Annotated in this window: 17 protein-coding genes; 8 read left to right on the forward strand and 9 right to left on the reverse strand. The window is 72.1% G+C overall.

Going from position 1 to position 14,622, the window contains the following annotated elements; genetic code table 11:
* The first annotated feature begins 85 nt into the window (after positions 1-85).
* On the forward strand, positions 86-1,195 hold the full coding sequence (locus ACFW48_RS32305; RefSeq protein ID WP_386321035.1) for a cation diffusion facilitator family transporter: 1,110 nt from the start codon (positions 86-88) through the stop codon (positions 1,193-1,195).
* A gap of 4 nt (positions 1,196-1,199) precedes the next feature.
* On the opposite strand, the gene ACFW48_RS32310 is transcribed toward ACFW48_RS32305, so the two are convergent.
* Complete coding sequence (locus tag ACFW48_RS32310) at positions 1,200-1,757, reverse strand: YbaK/EbsC family protein (RefSeq protein ID WP_386321038.1); 558 nt, start codon at positions 1,755-1,757, stop codon at positions 1,200-1,202.
* Positions 1,758-1,912: 155 nt separating this feature from the next.
* Positions 1,913-2,716: an acyltransferase gene (locus ACFW48_RS32315; protein WP_386321189.1), complete on the reverse strand. Its 804-nt coding sequence runs from the start codon at positions 2,714-2,716 to the stop codon at positions 1,913-1,915.
* Between the two features lie 107 nt (positions 2,717-2,823).
* Here ACFW48_RS32315 and ACFW48_RS32320 point away from each other — a divergent pair, with 107 nt between their 5' ends.
* Positions 2,824-3,357 carry a gamma carbonic anhydrase family protein gene (locus ACFW48_RS32320; RefSeq protein ID WP_386321191.1) on the forward strand — a complete coding sequence of 178 codons (534 nt, stop codon included), beginning with the start codon at positions 2,824-2,826 and terminating at the stop codon, positions 3,355-3,357.
* Between the two features lie 3 nt (positions 3,358-3,360).
* On the opposite strand, the gene ACFW48_RS32325 is transcribed toward ACFW48_RS32320, so the two are convergent.
* Positions 3,361-4,014 carry a DedA family protein gene (locus tag ACFW48_RS32325; RefSeq protein WP_386321041.1) on the reverse strand — a complete coding sequence of 218 codons (654 nt, stop codon included), beginning with the start codon at positions 4,012-4,014 and terminating at the stop codon, positions 3,361-3,363.
* A 108-nt stretch (positions 4,015-4,122) separates the two neighbouring features.
* Positions 4,123-4,560 (reverse strand): DUF4442 domain-containing protein, encoded by a 438-nt coding sequence (locus ACFW48_RS32330; RefSeq protein ID WP_386321194.1) that lies wholly within the window; start codon positions 4,558-4,560, stop codon positions 4,123-4,125.
* A gap of 85 nt (positions 4,561-4,645) precedes the next feature.
* Here ACFW48_RS32330 and ACFW48_RS32335 point away from each other — a divergent pair, with 85 nt between their 5' ends.
* Complete coding sequence (locus ACFW48_RS32335; RefSeq protein ID WP_386321043.1) at positions 4,646-5,587, forward strand: hypothetical protein; 942 nt, start codon at positions 4,646-4,648, stop codon at positions 5,585-5,587.
* Between the two features lie 81 nt (positions 5,588-5,668).
* Positions 5,669-6,694, forward strand: a complete 1,026-nt coding sequence (locus tag ACFW48_RS32340) for a hypothetical protein (RefSeq protein ID WP_386321046.1) — start codon at positions 5,669-5,671, stop codon at positions 6,692-6,694.
* 35 nt (positions 6,695-6,729) lie between these two features.
* Here the strand turns inward: ACFW48_RS32340 and ACFW48_RS32345 are convergent, their stop codons facing one another.
* From ACFW48_RS32345 to ACFW48_RS32355, 3 genes are all read right to left on the reverse strand, one after another.
* Positions 6,730-7,575 carry a spermidine synthase gene (locus ACFW48_RS32345; RefSeq protein WP_386321049.1) on the reverse strand — a complete coding sequence of 282 codons (846 nt, stop codon included), beginning with the start codon at positions 7,573-7,575 and terminating at the stop codon, positions 6,730-6,732.
* A 125-nt stretch (positions 7,576-7,700) separates the two neighbouring features.
* A complete protein-coding gene (gene tuf, locus ACFW48_RS32350; protein ID WP_386321051.1) occupies positions 7,701-8,891 on the reverse strand; it encodes an elongation factor Tu in 1,191 nt (396 codons plus the stop codon).
* Positions 8,892-9,169: 278 nt separating this feature from the next.
* Positions 9,170-9,892, reverse strand: a complete 723-nt coding sequence (locus ACFW48_RS32355; RefSeq protein WP_386321054.1) for a DNA alkylation repair protein — start codon at positions 9,890-9,892, stop codon at positions 9,170-9,172.
* Positions 9,893-9,941: 49 nt separating this feature from the next.
* Here ACFW48_RS32355 and ACFW48_RS32360 point away from each other — a divergent pair, with 49 nt between their 5' ends.
* Complete coding sequence (locus tag ACFW48_RS32360) at positions 9,942-10,730, forward strand: TVP38/TMEM64 family protein (RefSeq protein WP_386321056.1); 789 nt, start codon at positions 9,942-9,944, stop codon at positions 10,728-10,730.
* Between the two features lie 7 nt (positions 10,731-10,737).
* On the opposite strand, the gene ACFW48_RS32365 is transcribed toward ACFW48_RS32360, so the two are convergent.
* Positions 10,738-11,907 carry a thiolase family protein gene (locus tag ACFW48_RS32365; RefSeq protein ID WP_386321058.1) on the reverse strand — a complete coding sequence of 390 codons (1,170 nt, stop codon included), beginning with the start codon at positions 11,905-11,907 and terminating at the stop codon, positions 10,738-10,740.
* Between the two features lie 101 nt (positions 11,908-12,008).
* Here ACFW48_RS32365 and ACFW48_RS32370 point away from each other — a divergent pair, with 101 nt between their 5' ends.
* The 3 genes from ACFW48_RS32370 (at position 12,009) to ACFW48_RS32380 (ending at position 13,740) form a co-directional block, all read left to right on the forward strand.
* On the forward strand, positions 12,009-12,485 hold the full coding sequence (locus tag ACFW48_RS32370; protein WP_386321060.1) for a winged helix-turn-helix transcriptional regulator: 477 nt from the start codon (positions 12,009-12,011) through the stop codon (positions 12,483-12,485).
* A gap of 137 nt (positions 12,486-12,622) precedes the next feature.
* Positions 12,623-13,498, forward strand: coding sequence for an undecaprenyl-diphosphate phosphatase (locus ACFW48_RS32375; RefSeq protein ID WP_386321063.1), 876 nt, complete (start codon positions 12,623-12,625; stop codon positions 13,496-13,498).
* Positions 13,499-13,560: 62 nt separating this feature from the next.
* Entirely contained in the window at positions 13,561-13,740 is a 180-nt protein-coding gene (locus ACFW48_RS32380; RefSeq protein WP_121745768.1) for a hypothetical protein, read from the forward strand.
* A gap of 13 nt (positions 13,741-13,753) precedes the next feature.
* On the opposite strand, the gene ACFW48_RS32385 is transcribed toward ACFW48_RS32380, so the two are convergent.
* Entirely contained in the window at positions 13,754-14,494 is a 741-nt protein-coding gene (locus ACFW48_RS32385) for an SDR family oxidoreductase (RefSeq protein WP_386321064.1), read from the reverse strand.
* Positions 14,495-14,622: the final 128 nt, after the last annotated feature.

Below are 14,622 nucleotides of genomic sequence, written 5' to 3' on the forward strand. Positions count from 1 at the left end.
GTTCTTGGGTGCGCTAATACGAAAATTTGGGGGTGGTGGACGCGGGGCGCCCACCACCGCACCGGAACACCGGAAGGGGCACCCCGTGAGCGACCCGCACCGGCACCACCGTCACCAGCACCAGCACCAGCACCAGCACCAGCACCAGCACCAGCACCAGCACCAGCACCAGCACGACGATGCCCACACCCCCGGCCACCACTCCCCCGCCCGCCCGTGGCACCGCCTCGCGCACCGTCTCACCCCGCACTCCCACGAGAGCGCCGACAAACTGGACCCGGCGCTGGAGTCCTCGGCCCGTGGGCTGCGCGCCCTGTGGGTGTCGCTGGCGGTGCTCGGCGCGACGGCGGCGGCGCAGGCGGCTGTGGTGGTGGTCTCCGGGTCGGTGGCCCTGCTCGGCGACACGGTGCACAACACCGCGGACGCGCTGACCGCCGTACCGCTGGGCATCGCCTTCGTCCTGGGCCGGCGCGCGGCCACCCGGCGCTTCACGTACGGATACGGGCGGGCGGAGGACCTCGCGGGCATCGTCATCGTCCTGACGATCGCCGCGTCCGCGGTCCTGGCGGCGTGGACGGCGGTGGACCGGTTGCTCGACCCGCGCCCGGTCGCGCACGTCCCGGCGGTGGCCGTCGCCGCGCTGGTCGGCTTCGCCGGCAACGAGTGGGTGGCCCGCTACCGGATGCGCGTGGGCCGGTCGATCGGTTCCGCCGCACTGGTCGCCGACGGGCTGCACGCCCGCACGGACGGCTACACGTCACTGGCCGTGCTGCTGAGCGCGGGCGGCGCGGCGCTGGGATGGCGACTCGCCGACCCGGTCGTCGGGCTGGCGATCACGGCCGCGATCGTGCTGGTCCTGCGGGACGCGGCGCGCGAGGTGTTCCGGCGCCTGATGGACGCCGTCGATCCGGCGCTGGTGGACCGGGCCGAGCGCGTACTGGCCGAGGTACCCGGCGTGCGCGGGGTGGGTGAGCTGCGGCTGCGCTGGATCGGGCACCGGCTGCGCGCCGAGGTGGCCCTGGTGGTGGACGGCGAGGCGACGGTCCGGCAGGCACATCACATCGCCGTCGAGGCGGAGCACGCCCTGCTGCACGCCGTCCCGCGGCTCACCGCCGCCCTCGTCCACGCCGACCCGGCACCGGCCCCGGGCGAGACGGACCCGCACCTGGCGCTGGCCCACCACGCCACGGCGTGACGGGTCAGGCGACGCCCAGCCCGTCCAGTACCTCGGCTCCCGGCAGCTCCGCGAAGGCCTTGCCCGGCACCAGCAGCTTGCCGCGCCGACGTCCGCTGCCGACGAGGACGTACGGCAGGTCGACCACGGCCGAGTCCACCAGCACGGGCCAGTCACCGGGCAGGCCGACCGGGGTGATGCCCCCGTACTCCATGCCGGTCTCGCCGGTCGCCGTGTCCATCGAGGCGAAGGAGGCCTTGCGCGCGCCGAGGTGGCGGCGTACGACACCGTTGACGTCGACCCGGGTGGTGGAGAGCACCACACAGGCGGCCAGCGTCGTACCTCCGCCCCGCTTGCCGGTGACCACCACGCAGTTGGCGGACTGTTCGAGCAACTCACGGCCGTAGTGCTCGACGAAGGTGGCGGTGTCGGCCCACTCAGGGTCGGTGTCGACGTAGACGATCTGGTCGGCGGGGACGCTGCCGCGCCAGTGGCGTACGGCGTCGGCCACCGGCCGGGTCAGCTCGTCCAGGGCGTCCGGGGCGGGGGTGGCGTTGTCGAAGTCGCCGATGGGTGCGTGCATGGCCGCACGCTAACAACAGCGGCCGGCACGGCGAACGGTCGTCTCGGCGTACGGGCGGCTCGGCCAACGGGCGGCTCGGCCAACGGGCGGCTCGGCGTACCGGCGGCTCGGCGTACCGGCGGCTCGGCGTACCGGCGGTACCGAGTCCGCCTTGGTCAGCTCTCGGCGGCCGGCTCCGCGAGCCTGCCCGCCCCTCCCACCCGGTCGTCCAGCTCGGCGAGCCGGGCCACCGCCTCGTCGTCCAGCTTCGACAGCGCCCGCAGCTGTCCCGGCGTGACCCCGTCGGGTATCGGCACCGGAGCCGGCGTCCGCAGCGGCGGCTGCCAGCCCTCGTCGGGCGTCCAGCGCCGTACGACACGGGCCGGCGCGCCCGCCACCACGGCGTGGTCGGGGACCGTGCCCCGGACCACGGCACCGGCGGCGACCACCACGTTCCGCCCGATCCGCGCGCCGGGCAGGATCACCGCGCCGGTGCCGATCCAGCAGCCGGAGCCGACCTCCACCGGGTCCATCCGGGGCCACTGCTTGCCGATGGGCTGGTGCGGGTCGTCGTAGGAGTGGTTGGTGGAGGTGACGTAGACGTACGGGCCGAAGTAGCAGTCGCTGCCGATGGTGACCGTGGTGTCCGCGATGACGTGGCTGCCGCGGCCGAGGACGACTCCGTCGCCGATCCGCAGGATGGGCTCGGGACCGAGGTCGAGGTCGGGCATGAGTCCGGCGGTCAGGGTGACCTGCTCGCCGATGATGCAGTGGGCGCCGACGTGGATCCAGGGCTCGCCGAAGACCGTGCCGAGCGGGAAGGCGAGCCGGGTGCCCGTGCCCAGTGCCCCGAAGCGGAAGCGTCCGGGGTGTGCGGCGGTGACGGAGCCGGTGCGCTGCACCCAGGCCCAGCCGGCGTGGACGGCCCGCTGCGCGAGGCGGCTCCGCCAGGACGGATACGTGTTCTTGCGCTTCGGCACCCGCTCACGGTAGTCGGCGCGCGGTGCGGCCATGACTTCGGAGGCCTGTGATCTTCACCCCACCGGGTGGCGTACGGTGCCGTACATCACCCGAGCAGGAGGCGATGATGACGCAGCAGGCGCTGATCACGGGCATCGGCGGTAAGGACCCGAAGGTGGACGCGGAGGCCTTCGTGGCGCCGACGTCCTCGGTCATCGGGGACGTGACGCTCCACGCCGGAACGAGCGTCTGGTACGGCGCGGTGCTGCGCGGCGACGTCGAGCGGATCTCCGTCGGCGCGAGCAGCAACGTCCAGGACAACTGCACGCTCCACGCCGACCCCGGCTTCCCCGTCACCGTCGGCGAGCGCGTCTCGATCGGGCACAACGCCGTGGTGCACGGCGCGACCGTGGAGGACGACTGCCTGATCGGCATGGGCGCGACGGTCCTCAACGGCGCGGTGATCGGCGCCGGGTCGCTGGTCGCGGCGCAGGCGCTGGTGCCCCAGGGGATGGAGGTGCCGCCGGGCTCGCTGGTGGCGGGAGTGCCGGCGAAGGTCAGGCGGGAGCTGACGGAGGAGGAGCGTCAGGGGGTCACGCTGAACGGCACGATGTACGCGGAGCTGGCGAAGGCGCATCACGAGGTCCACGACGGACCGTGAGGCTCAGTCTGCGGCCGGGGCCGGCTCCGGTCCGGCCGCCGCGCCCTGTTCCGGCACGGCCCGCTTGGCCTTGCGCTTGAGGACCAGCATCGACGCGACGCCGATGCCCACGGCCACCACCAGGCCCAGCCAGGAGAAGCGCTTGAGCCAGGACTCGGCGACGACACCGACGTAGTAGATGACGGCGGTGGTGCCGCCGGCCCAGACGATGCCGCCGAGGACGTTGGCGATGAGGAACTTCCAGTACGGCATCCGCAGCACGCCGGCCAGCGGGCCCGCGAAGATGCGGAGCAGGGCGACGAAGCGGCCGAAGAACACGGCCCACATGCCCCACTTCTGGAAGGACCGTTCGGCGGTGGAGATGTGCCCTTCGCTGAAGTGCTTGGGGAATTTCCGGCCCAGCCAGGCCAGGAGGGGCCGGCCTCCCTTGCGGCCGATGGCGTACCCGATGGAGTCGCCGATCACCGCGCCCGCGCTGGCACAGGCGCCCAGGACCAGCGGGTCGACGCCGCCGTGCTGGGAGGACAACAGGGCCGCCGAGACCAGGATGATCTCGCCCGGCAACGGGATGCCCAGGCTCTCCAGACCGATGACCAGTCCGACGACGGCGTAGACGGCCGCCGCGGGCACCGTGTCGAGCCACTCCTGGACGTGCAAGGCCAGACCCTCCGATTCGCGTCCCTGATGCGTTCCGGGTGGGTCTCGCGCCGCTTCCCGGGTCGCCTCGAACGAGGCGACCCGGGAAGCCTACCGGTTCGACGGGCGTCAGCTGTTGGGACGCAGGGTCCATATGACGGTCATCTCACCGGTCACGGCACCGTCCTCGCGCTGGATGGCGACGCTCACCGGGAACTCGGGGCGGCTGCCCTCGTCCAGCTCCGCGACGACCTCGGCGACGGGGCGGCCGAGTGTCGCGGTGGCCGTGACCGGGCCGAGCGCGACCTTCTTGAAGGCGATCTCCGCGGTGACCGGAAGCGGCACCGCCCGGGAGAGCTGGTCGCCGAAGGCGGCCAGCACGATCGCGCCGCTGGCCGACTCGCCCAGCGTGAACATGGCTCCGGCGTGCGGCCCGCCGACGTGGTTGCGGTACTCGCTCTGGTCCGGAAGGGCCAGTACGGCCTTCTCCGGAGTGGTCTCCAGGTACTCGAGGTTCAGGGTCCGGACCATCGGCACCGTGGCGGCGAGCAACTCGCCGATCGACATCTGATCTTCGCTCATGACAGGAGGTTACCCATGAGTAGCATCCTTGGGCCAGGTATCGGGGATGATCGCCGTATGCTTGCCGCCCATGTGGCCAGGAGAGCAGCCCCCCGCCGGCGGACCGGCCCCGCGGCAGCCCAACCCGTACCAGCAGCCTGGCCACCAGCGGCAACAGCCCTACGCCGGGCAGCAATCCGCCCCCTGGGACGCACCCACGGTCACGGCCGCCCCGCCACCCGGCGGGAGGCCGGGCGGCCGTACGAAGCTGGTGGCGATCATCGCCGCCACGGTCGTCGTGGTGGCGGCCGCCGCCGTGACCGGGGCCGTCCTGCTGGGCGGCGGTGAGGACGACCGGGCCGAACCCGGCCCCGCCGCGCCCTCGGCGCCGGCGTCCGCCGCCGACAACCCGCGCGACGGGGACGACGGCCCGCAGCCGACCGTCGCGGGCTGGCGCGTCGTGGCCGACCCCGGCCAGGGCATCGCCTTCGACGTTCCGGCCTCCTGGGCGCTCCAGTCGCGAGACTGGGTCACCTACGTCGCCGAGGACGACGACCCCGAGGAGAAGCCGCTGGTCGCCATGAAGGCCCCGGCCGTCCTCAAGGAGAAGTGGTGCGGCGCCGACGGCGACCGGGACGGCTCGGTCGACCACACGCCACTGGCGAGCGCGGGCACACGCGGCAACAACGGTGCGCGGAGCACCGAGGAGATCGCCCGGAACGACTCGGCGGACTGGGTCTACGGTGCCTTCGCCCAGCCGGCCCGGGACAAGGTCGCGACGGGACCGGTGACCTCCTTCACCACCGCCTCCGGCATCAAGGGCAGCGTCGCCACCTCCCGGTCGTCCGGGGTCGAGAAGAAGGGCAGGTGCGACGTGGACGGCAAGGCGACGACGTTCGCCTTCAAGGCCGCCGACGGTGACCTCGTGTCCTGGTCGTTCTTCGGCGCCGCGGACGTCGGCGACGAGGTTCCGGACGCCACCGTCCGGCAGATCCTCGCCACCGTCAGGGAGTACACGCCGGCGGACTCCTGAAGGAGCCGACCCGACTTCGGTACGTCCCTGACAAGGGCCGGTGACCGAATCGTGTCCTGGGCGGCATTAGGGTGACCTCTCATGTGGCCAGGACAGCAGCCGCCCGGGGGCGAGCAGAACCCGCAGAACAATCCGTATCAGCAGCCGGGGTACCAGCAGCCGAATCCGTATCAGCAGCCCGGCTACCAGCAACAGCAGCAGCCCGGCGCCTACGGGCAGCAGCAGTGGGGTGCTCCGCAGCCCCCCGGGGCTCCGCAGCCGTCTCCGGGTGGTGGCGGTGGCGGCAACCGGACGAAGGTGGTCGCGATCGTCGCGGCGCTCGCCGTGGTGGTGGCCGCCGGTGTCACCGGGTTCCTGGTGCTGGGCGGTGACAAGGACGACCAGGCGGACGACGGCAAGGACAAGAAGCCGTCCGCGAGCGCGTCCGCGGACAAGTCCGAGACCCCGTCCACCGACCCGAGCGCGTCCGGCGACGAGGACAACCCGCGGGGCGGCGACGGGCTGAAGGCGACCATCGACGGCTGGAAGGTCGTCGCCAACCCGCGCTTCGGCACCATGTTCGACGTGCCCGCCGACTGGGAGATCGACAGCACCGACACCAGCGTCGGCTTCGAGTGGGAGGAGAAGGGCAAGACCGACCGCACCACGGTCACCGCCCCGGCCTACCTGAAGTCCGAGTGGTGCACGACCGACGAGAACAAGGACGGCCGCAAGGAGAGCACCGCCCTCGCCACCACCGGTACCCGCGGTGAGAGCGGCGCCAAGGACACCGACATGGCGGCCGAGACGCGGGTGCCCTGGTGGATCTTCGGCGGTTACACCCAGCCGGACAAGAAGAGCGTGAAGTACGGCAAGCCGAAGGCGTACACCACGACGTCCGGTATCAAGGGCAGCGTCATCACGGCGTACTCGCAGGGCACGCCCCAGAAGGGGAAGTGCGACAGCGAGGGCAAGGCGATCACCTTCGCCTTCAAGAACAGCGCGGGCGACTTCGTCACCTGGAACCTGTACGGCGCCAAGGGCGTCGACGAGGAGGTCCCGGAGGCGACGATCCAGAAGATCCTGAGCACCGTGCGCCTCACCGAGGAACCGCCGACCGAGTCGTAGGCGCACACCACACCGGGCGGCGCCGCGCGCGCCGCTCAGCCGATGCCGAACGCCCCGGCGGGAGGCGCGGGCGACGGTACGGCGTCCTCGTCGCGCACCGGCCGCGCGTCGCCGATGAGCTCCCGCAGGGCGGGTCCGTGCTCGACCCTGGCCGGGAAGGCGTCGGCGGCGGTGCGCCGGGCCAGCGCGGCCGTGTCGAGCGGTCGGTGCGCGGCGACGAGGACGGCGTTGCCGAAGCGCCGTCCGCGCAGCACACCCGGTTCGGCGATCAGCGCCAGCTCCTCGAAGAGCGTGGCGAACCCGGCCAGTTGCGGACGCAGGAAGGGGAACGGCGCGGAGTCGGCCAGGTTGGCCGCGTACACGCCGTCGGCGCGCAGGACCCGCGCCGCCTCCCGGGCGTAGGCGACGGAGGTCAGGTGCGCGGGCACCCGTGAGCCTCCGAAGACATCGGCGACCAGGACGTCGGCCGAGTCCGCGGGTGCGGCCTCCAGCCAGGCGCGGGCATCGGCACCGTGCGCGGTGATGCCCGCGCCGTCCGGAAGCGGCAGGTGCTCGGCGACCAGGTCCAGCAGCCCCCGGTCGGCCTCCACGACGTCCTGGCGGGAGCCGGGCCGGGTGGCGGCCAGGTACCGGGGCAGGGTGAACGCGCCGCCGCCGAGGTGCAGCACGTCCAGCGCACGCCCCGGCTCGGCGACCGTGTCCAGGACGTGGCCGAGCCGGCGCGTGTACTCGAACTCCAGGTGCGCCGGCTCGTCCAGGTCGACGTACGACTGCGGCGCCCCGTCGACGGTGAGCAGCCAGGCCCGCTTCCGGTCGACGTCGGGCATGAGCTTGGCGGTGCCGTGGTCGGTGACGCGGCTGAGCGGTATGGCTTCCCTCACCTCTTCATTGTGCCTGTGCGAAGCGCCCCCGAAGGGGCGCGGGGCTGCATCGATATGCGGCTCCGCCGCGTGGGCGCGACCAGCCACAACGGGCCCCGCAGTCCCCCACGCACGGCCAGGGGCACTCACCCCACCGTGGTCACGGTCCCCGCCCCCACGGTCCTCCCGCCCTCACGGATGGCGAACCCGAGCCCCGTCTCCAGCGGCACGTCCCGGCCCAACTCCACCGTCATCGTGACCGTGTCCCCGGGCCGCGCCACCACCACCTCGCCGAGGTCGACGTCTCCGACGACATCAGCCGTACGGATGTAGAACTGCGGCCGATACCCCGTGGCGACCGGCGTCGAACGCCCGCCCTCGCGCGCCGACAGCACGTACACCCGCGCCGAGAAGCGCCGCGCGGGCACGACACTTCCGGGTGCGGCGACCACATGGCCGCGACGCACCGTGTCGCGGGCGACACCGCGCAGCAGCAGCGCCACGTTGTCCCCGGCCTGGGCCTCGTCCATCGGCTTGCCGAAGGTCTCCAGGCCGGTGACGACCGTCTCGACCGCCGCGCCGAGTACCTCGACCCGGTCGCCGACGTGGACGGTGCCACGCTCGACGGCGCCGGTGACGACCGTGCCGCGGCCGGTGATGGTGAGCACGTTCTCCACCGACAGCAGGAACGGCGCGTCCAGGTACCGCTCGGGCATGGGCACATACGTGTCCACGGCGTCGAGCAGCGCCTCGACGGACGCCGTCCACCGCGGGTCGCCCTCCAGCGCCTTCAGCCCCGAGACCCGTACGACGGGCACGGCGTCGCCACCGTAGCCGTGCGCGGTGAGCAGGTCCCGCACCTCCAGCTCGACCAGGTCGGTCAGTACCGCGTCCTCGCCGTCCTCGACGGCGTCCGCCTTGTTGAGCGCGACCACGATGTGGTCGACGCCCACCTGCCGGGCGAGCAGGACGTGTTCGGCGGTCTGCGGCATGATCCCGTCCAGCGCGGAGACGACGAGGATCGCCCCGTCGAGCTGGGCGGCGCCGGTGACCATGTTCTTGACGTAGTCGGCGTGCCCCGGCATGTCGACGTGCGCGTAGTGCCGGGTGTCGGTCTCGTACTCGACGTGCGCGATGTTGATGGTGATGCCGCGCGCCGCCTCCTCCGGGGCGCGGTCGATGCGGTCGAACGAGACGTATTGGGTGGTGCTGCCGGCGCCGCGCTCGGCGAGCACCTTGGTGATGGCGGCGGTCAGGGTGGTCTTGCCGTGGTCGACATGGCCCATCGTGCCGATGTTCAGATGCGGTTTGGTGCGGACGTACGCCGTCTTGGACATGGCGGTACCTCGAAGCCTCGTGGCGATGGTGGGGACCCCGGGGGCCGGCCGACCCTCCCCCTGCGGGGTCCGCCGGACGATCCGGGGAGGGTCAGCTTCGGGCGCCGACTGCGGCCGTCGCGGCCTTGAAGAAGGGGACGGCAGCCTTCGGGGCATCCGCGACCGCGGATGCCGCGAGGTGGAAGGCGTACCGGAACATGACGCCGATCCTCGCCGACGCTTTGTCCCACGTCGAATGGTTTTTTATGGCACGGGAGTTCGAGTACCGGCTCCGTCTTCTACGGCCCGATGTTGCGCAGCGCCTCCCGCACGGACAGCGGCGCGAGGCGTTGCCCGTGCTCGGCCACGAAGGCGCGTACGGCGTCCGGGTCGGTCTTGGCGTACTCGCGCAGGCACCAGCCGATGGCCTTGCGGACGAAGAAGTCGCCGTGGCCGGACTGACGCAGGCAGTAGCCGAAGAGGCGGTCGGTGTCGGTGCGTTCCCTGTAGCGCAGTTGGTGGAGCAGGGCCGCGCGGACCAGCCACCGGTCCCCGTCCGCACTCCAGACGTCCATGTCGGCCGTGAGGTCGCGGTCGGCCGCGACCAGCCCTCCGACGACGTGCGCGGCGAGCAGGTCGACGGTGTCCCACCACGGCACCGTGGTGAGCAGATGCCGGACCACGGGCAGGAGACCGGAAGAGCAATGCGTCACATACCGGCGCAGGAAATCGACGGCGAAGTAGTGGTACTCGCGCTCGGGCAGCCGCCAGCAGCGCAGCGCGACCGCGGTGCAGTCCGACTCACCCGGGCGGGGCAGACCTTCCAGGACGGAGCGGGACAGGGCGCGGCGAACAGGGGAGGTCATGCCCAGGAAAGGCGCCACGTCCCTCATGTACGCCCGCAGGTCCACGGCCCGCTCGGGATCGGCCGCGGCGGCGTACACGACGGTGAGCCGCTCCAGTACGGTGTCGGCGAGAGCGCTGCGCGGCACGTCCGGAATTTCCTCGGCTGTGACGCTCATGAGACGCACCATACGGCGATCACACACATTTGTCGGTTAGTGTCACCGGATGTTCGATGCCACCACCCGCTCTGGGGGCACCGCCACGGTCTCTCCCCGGACCGCAGCAACGGAGCTCGCCGTCGCCACCGCCGCCGGGCCGGTCGCGCCGGCCGCACCGACCGGCTTCGCCGCCCGCGTGACGAGAGTCCTGCTCTCTCCGTGGTCCCGCTTCTCCCTGCTCGTCGCCCTGCTCGCGTCGGCGGCGACCGCTGTTCTGCTGTTCCAGCCGCAGCAGTTGCTGACCAACGGCTGGCCGCCGCAGCTCGGGGGCGCCGCGGCGGCGGTCGCGTACGCGGTGGCGTACGGACTGTGCACCGTCGCCTTCGTGCCGCGTCCGCTCCTGAACCTGGCCGCGGGTGCCCTGTTCGGTTCCCAGCTGGGCCTCGCCTCGGCGCTGGCGGGGACGGTGCTCGGCGCCGGAATCGCCTTCTGCCTCGGCCGGATGCTGGGCCAGGAGGCACTGCGCCCGCTGCTGCGGGGCAAGTGGCTGAAGGCCGCGGACGGGCAGCTCAGCCGGCACGGTTTCCGCTCGATGCTGGCGGCGCGGCTGTTCCCCGGGGTGCCGTTCGCCGCCGCCAACTACTGCGCGGCCGTCTCCCGTATGGGCCTGCTCCCCTTCCTGCTGGCGACCGCGCTGGGGTCCATCCCCAACACCGCCGCCTACGTCGTCGCCGGTGCCCGCGCCTCGACACCGACCTCCCCCGCCTTTCTGATCGCACTGGCCTGCATCGCCCTGCCGGGGCTGGCCGGCGCCGTGGTGGCCTGGCGCAAGCGGCACCAGCTGCGCGGGCGCTGACGGGGCGTTACAGCGCCTCCAGGACCATCGCGTTGGCGAGCCCGCCCGCCTCGCACATCGTCTGCAGGCCGTAGCGGGCGCCGCGCGCGTGCATGGCGTGGACGAGCGTCGTGGTGAGCCGGGTGCCGCTCGCGCCGAGGGGATGGCCGAGGGCGATCGCCCCGCCGTGCACGTTCACCCGGTCGAGGTCGGCGCCGGTCTCCTGCTGCCAGGCCAGCACCACGCTCGTGAAGGCCTCGTTGACCTCGAACAGGTCGATGTCGCCGAGGGAGAGCGACGCCCTGCGCAGCACCTTCTCGGTGGCCGGGACCACGCCCGTCAGCATCAGCAGCGGGTCGGAGCCGGTGACGGCGAAGCTGTGCAGGCGGGCGAGCGGGCGCAGGCCGAGGCGGGCGGCGGTCTCACTCGACGTGATCAGCACGGCCGAGGCGCCGTCGTTGACCGGGCTGGCGTTGCCCGCGGTGACGTTCCACTCGATCTGCGGGAAGCGCTCGGCGAAGGCCGGGTCGTGGTAGGCGGACTTGAGGCCGGCGAGGACCTCGACGCTGCTGGCGGGGCGTACGCACTCGTCGCGCGAGACACCGTCGAGGGGCGCGATCTCGGCGTCGAAGCGGCCGGTGTCCCAGGCCTCGGCGGCCTTGTGGTGGGAGGCGACGGCGAAGGTGTCCATCCGCTCCCGGGTGAGCGACCACTTGGCGGCGATCAGCTCGGCGCTGACGCCCTGCGGGACGAGCCCCTCCGGGTAGCGGGCGGCGACGCCGGGACCGAAGGGGTCCTTGCCGGGCGGCACGTTGGACCACATCGGCACCCGGCTCATCGACTCGACCCCGCAGGCGACGACGAGGTCGTACGCCCCGGCCATGACGCCCTGCGCGGCGAAGTGGACGGCCTGCTGGGAGGAGCCGCACTGGCGGTCCACGGTGGCCGCGGGGACGGACTCGGGGAAGCCGGCCGACAGGAGGGCGTAGCGGGTGGTGTTCATGGCCTGCTCGCCGACCTGGTCGACGGTGCCTCCGATGACGTCGTCGATCAGCACCGGGTCGACACCTGACCGCTCGACGAGGGTGCGCAGCGTGTGCGCGAGGAGCTCCACGGGATGGACGTGCGCGAGGGCGCCGTTCGGCCTGCCCTTGCCCATGGGGGTGCGTACGGCTTCGACGACGACTGCGTCACGCATGGTGCGGACCTCCGATGCCCGGTGACTACCAGTGAGTAGGAAATCTGGACTCACCATAGCCCTGCAAGTTGGAAAAACAAACCCTCAATTAGACTGACGTCATGTCCGCCGCCCCCAAGAACCCGCGCCCCTGCTCGATCGCCGACGCCCTGGCGCTCGTCGGCGAGAAGTACTCCCTGCTCGTCCTGCGCGAGGTGTGTCTCGGCAACGGCCGCTTCGACCAGCTGGTGCGCAACATCGGCGCCCCGCGCGACATCCTCGCCACCCGGCTGCGGCGGCTCGTCGACGCGGGGATCCTGACCAGGCAGCCGTACAGCGAACGCCCGCAGCGCTTCGAGTACCGGCCCACCAGGGCGGGTCTGGAGTTGGAGCCGGTCCTGATGACCCTCATGGAATGGGGCGACCGGCACCTGCGCGCGGACGACGACCGCCCCATGGTGATCGAGCACGCCTGCGGCAGCGAACTCGTCCCGCAGGTGACCTGCCGGGCCTGCGGCGACACCGTCCGGCACGAGGACCTGACCGCCCATCCGCAGGCCCCGGGCTGGACGGTGACGGGCCCGACGGCGGCCCAGTAGCCCTTCCACCCCTGTGGGCCGATCTTCACTTTGGGGCGCTACGCTGCCCCTCGGCACGCCTGATCCTGATCACCGCACACGGCGCTCCGGCGTGCCCGTCGCCCGTTTCTCGATCGGCACTTGGACCCCGTAACCTCATGTCTTGGTTTGAATCACTCATCCTCGGACTCGTCCAGGGGCTGACCGAGTTCCTCCCCGTGTCCTCCAGCGCTCACCTGCGCCTGACCGCGGCGTTCTCCGGCTGGCACGACCCGGGCGCGGCCTTCACGGCGATCACGCAGATCGGCACCGAGGCCGCCGTACTCATCTACTTCCGCAAGGACATCGGGCGGATCATCTCGGCGTGGACGCGGTCGCTCACCGACAAGTCGATGCGCCACGACCCCGACGCGCGCATGGGCTGGCTCGTGATCGTCGGCTCCATCCCGATCGGCGTGCTCGGACTGACGCTGAAGGACCAGATCGAGGGTCCGTTCCGCGACCTGCGCATCACCGCGACCATGCTCATCGTCGTCGGTGTGATCATCGGCGTCGCGGACCGGATGGCCGCGCGGGACGAGAAGGGCGGCCGGCACCGCGCGCCCAAGCAGCGCAAGGAACTGGAGAACCTGAGCGTCCGGGACGGCCTGATCTACGGCCTCTGCCAGGCGGCGGCCCTCATTCCCGGCGTCTCCCGCTCCGGGGCGACCATCAGCGGCGGCCTCTTCATGGGCTACCGCCGCGAGGCGGCGGCCCGGTACTCGTTCCTGCTCGCGATCCCGGCGGTGCTCGCCTCCGGCCTGTTCGAACTCACGGACGCCATGGAGAACGACCACGTCTCCTGGGGGCCGACGCTGTTCGCGACGATCATCGCCTTCGGCACCGGGTACGCGGTCATCGCCTGGTTCATGAAGTTCATCTCGACCAGGAGCTTCATGCCGTTCGTCTGGTACCGCATCGCGCTCGGCATCGTCATCATCGCCCTGGTCGCGACGGGTGCCCTCAGCCCGCACGCCGCGGAGTCGTCCGGCTGACGCAGCCGCTTCTGTAGCCGTCCGGTAGCGCACTGTCAGTGCTTGCCCCTAGGCTTGTCCGCATGTCCCCCAATTCCGTGACTCCTGGTTTCGTGCGGTCCGCCGCGGAGCTGAACGATCAGATCCGTGCGCTGTGGCGGCGTGCGGGCGGGACCCTGTCGGCGCAGGAGCGTGTGGAGTACGAGTTGCTGGTGGTCGAGTGGGCGACCGCGATCCGTGGCGAGGTCATCGAGGCGGCCTGACCGGCCGGGGCGGTCAGCGCCCGCCGGCCACCCTGAGCACCGTCCCCGTCGTGTACGACGCGTCCGGCGACATCAGCCAGGCGATCGCCGCGGCGATCTCCTCCGCCCGGCCCGCCCGACCCAGCGGAACGGCGGCCCCCATCCGCCGGGCACGCTCCGGGTCGCCCATCGCGGCGTGCATCTCGGTGTCGGTGACCCCGGGAGCGACCGCGTTGACGCGGACGCCGTCCGGGCCGAGTTCCTTGGCCAGGCCCAGGGTCAGGGCGTCGACGCCCGCCTTGGTCGCCGCGTAGTGCACGTACTCCCCCGGGCTGCCGATGGTCGCGGCGCCCGACGACACGTTCACGATCACGCCGCCTCCCCGCGCGGTCATCAGCTGCGCGGCGCGCCGTGCACACAGCAGCACGCCCAGCAGATTGACGTCGAGGACCCGGCGCAGGTTCGCGGTGTCGCTGTCGGCGAGCCTCCCCAGCGGCCCGGTCACCGCCGCGTTGTTCACCAGCCCCGTCACCGGCCCGAGCCGCTCCTCCGCGACCTCGAAGAGCCGCTCGACGTCTGCCTCGACCGACGTGTCCGCCCGGACCGCGAGACCGCGGCCGCCGGCCTCGCGCACCCCCGCGACGACCGCCTCCGCCGCCCCCGAGTCGCGCACATAGCCCGCGACGACGTCGTGCCCGTCCGCCGCGAGCCGCAGGCAGGCCGCCGCCCCGATTCCCCGGCTGCCGCCGGTGACCACCGTGATGGGACGCCTCATGAGTACCTCCAGCAGAAGATCGTCGCAGGATCGAGGGGCACGCTACCCCTGTTTGATCGATCATCGATCATCTTAGGCGAGGCCCCGCTTCCCCGGCCCCGGACATCCGATGTGATCAACTGCAATCC

The organism is Streptomyces sp. NPDC058812, from assembly GCF_042744565.1.
GTDB lineage: Bacteria > Actinomycetota > Actinomycetes > Streptomycetales > Streptomycetaceae > Streptomyces > Streptomyces thinghirensis.

What these genes read in the sequence shown, in the direction of transcription:
- ACFW48_RS32310 (WP_386321038.1), bottom strand. Translation starts at nt 1,757, where the DNA reads ATGCACGCACCCATCGGCGACTTCGACAACGCCACCCCCGCCCCGGAC.
- ACFW48_RS32320 (WP_386321191.1), top strand. Translation starts at nt 2,824, where the DNA reads ATGACGCAGCAGGCGCTGATCACGGGCATCGGCGGTAAGGACCCGAAG.
- ACFW48_RS32330 (WP_386321194.1), bottom strand. Translation starts at nt 4,560, where the DNA reads ATGTCGATCGGCGAGTTGCTCGCCGCCACGGTGCCGATGGTCCGGACC.
- ACFW48_RS32335 (WP_386321043.1), top strand. Translation starts at nt 4,646, where the DNA reads ATGTGGCCAGGAGAGCAGCCCCCCGCCGGCGGACCGGCCCCGCGGCAG.
- ACFW48_RS32340 (WP_386321046.1), top strand. Translation starts at nt 5,669, where the DNA reads ATGTGGCCAGGACAGCAGCCGCCCGGGGGCGAGCAGAACCCGCAGAAC.
- tuf (WP_386321051.1), bottom strand. Translation starts at nt 8,891, where the DNA reads ATGTCCAAGACGGCGTACGTCCGCACCAAACCGCATCTGAACATCGGC.
- ACFW48_RS32355 (WP_386321054.1), bottom strand. Translation starts at nt 9,892, where the DNA reads ATGAGCGTCACAGCCGAGGAAATTCCGGACGTGCCGCGCAGCGCTCTC.
- ACFW48_RS32360 (WP_386321056.1), top strand. Translation starts at nt 9,942, where the DNA reads ATGTTCGATGCCACCACCCGCTCTGGGGGCACCGCCACGGTCTCTCCC.
- ACFW48_RS32365 (WP_386321058.1), bottom strand. Translation starts at nt 11,907, where the DNA reads ATGCGTGACGCAGTCGTCGTCGAAGCCGTACGCACCCCCATGGGCAAG.
- ACFW48_RS32370 (WP_386321060.1), top strand. Translation starts at nt 12,009, where the DNA reads ATGTCCGCCGCCCCCAAGAACCCGCGCCCCTGCTCGATCGCCGACGCC.
- ACFW48_RS32375 (WP_386321063.1), top strand. Translation starts at nt 12,623, where the DNA reads ATGTCTTGGTTTGAATCACTCATCCTCGGACTCGTCCAGGGGCTGACC.
- ACFW48_RS32380 (WP_121745768.1), top strand. Translation starts at nt 13,561, where the DNA reads ATGTCCCCCAATTCCGTGACTCCTGGTTTCGTGCGGTCCGCCGCGGAG.
- ACFW48_RS32385 (WP_386321064.1), bottom strand. Translation starts at nt 14,494, where the DNA reads ATGAGGCGTCCCATCACGGTGGTCACCGGCGGCAGCCGGGGAATCGGG.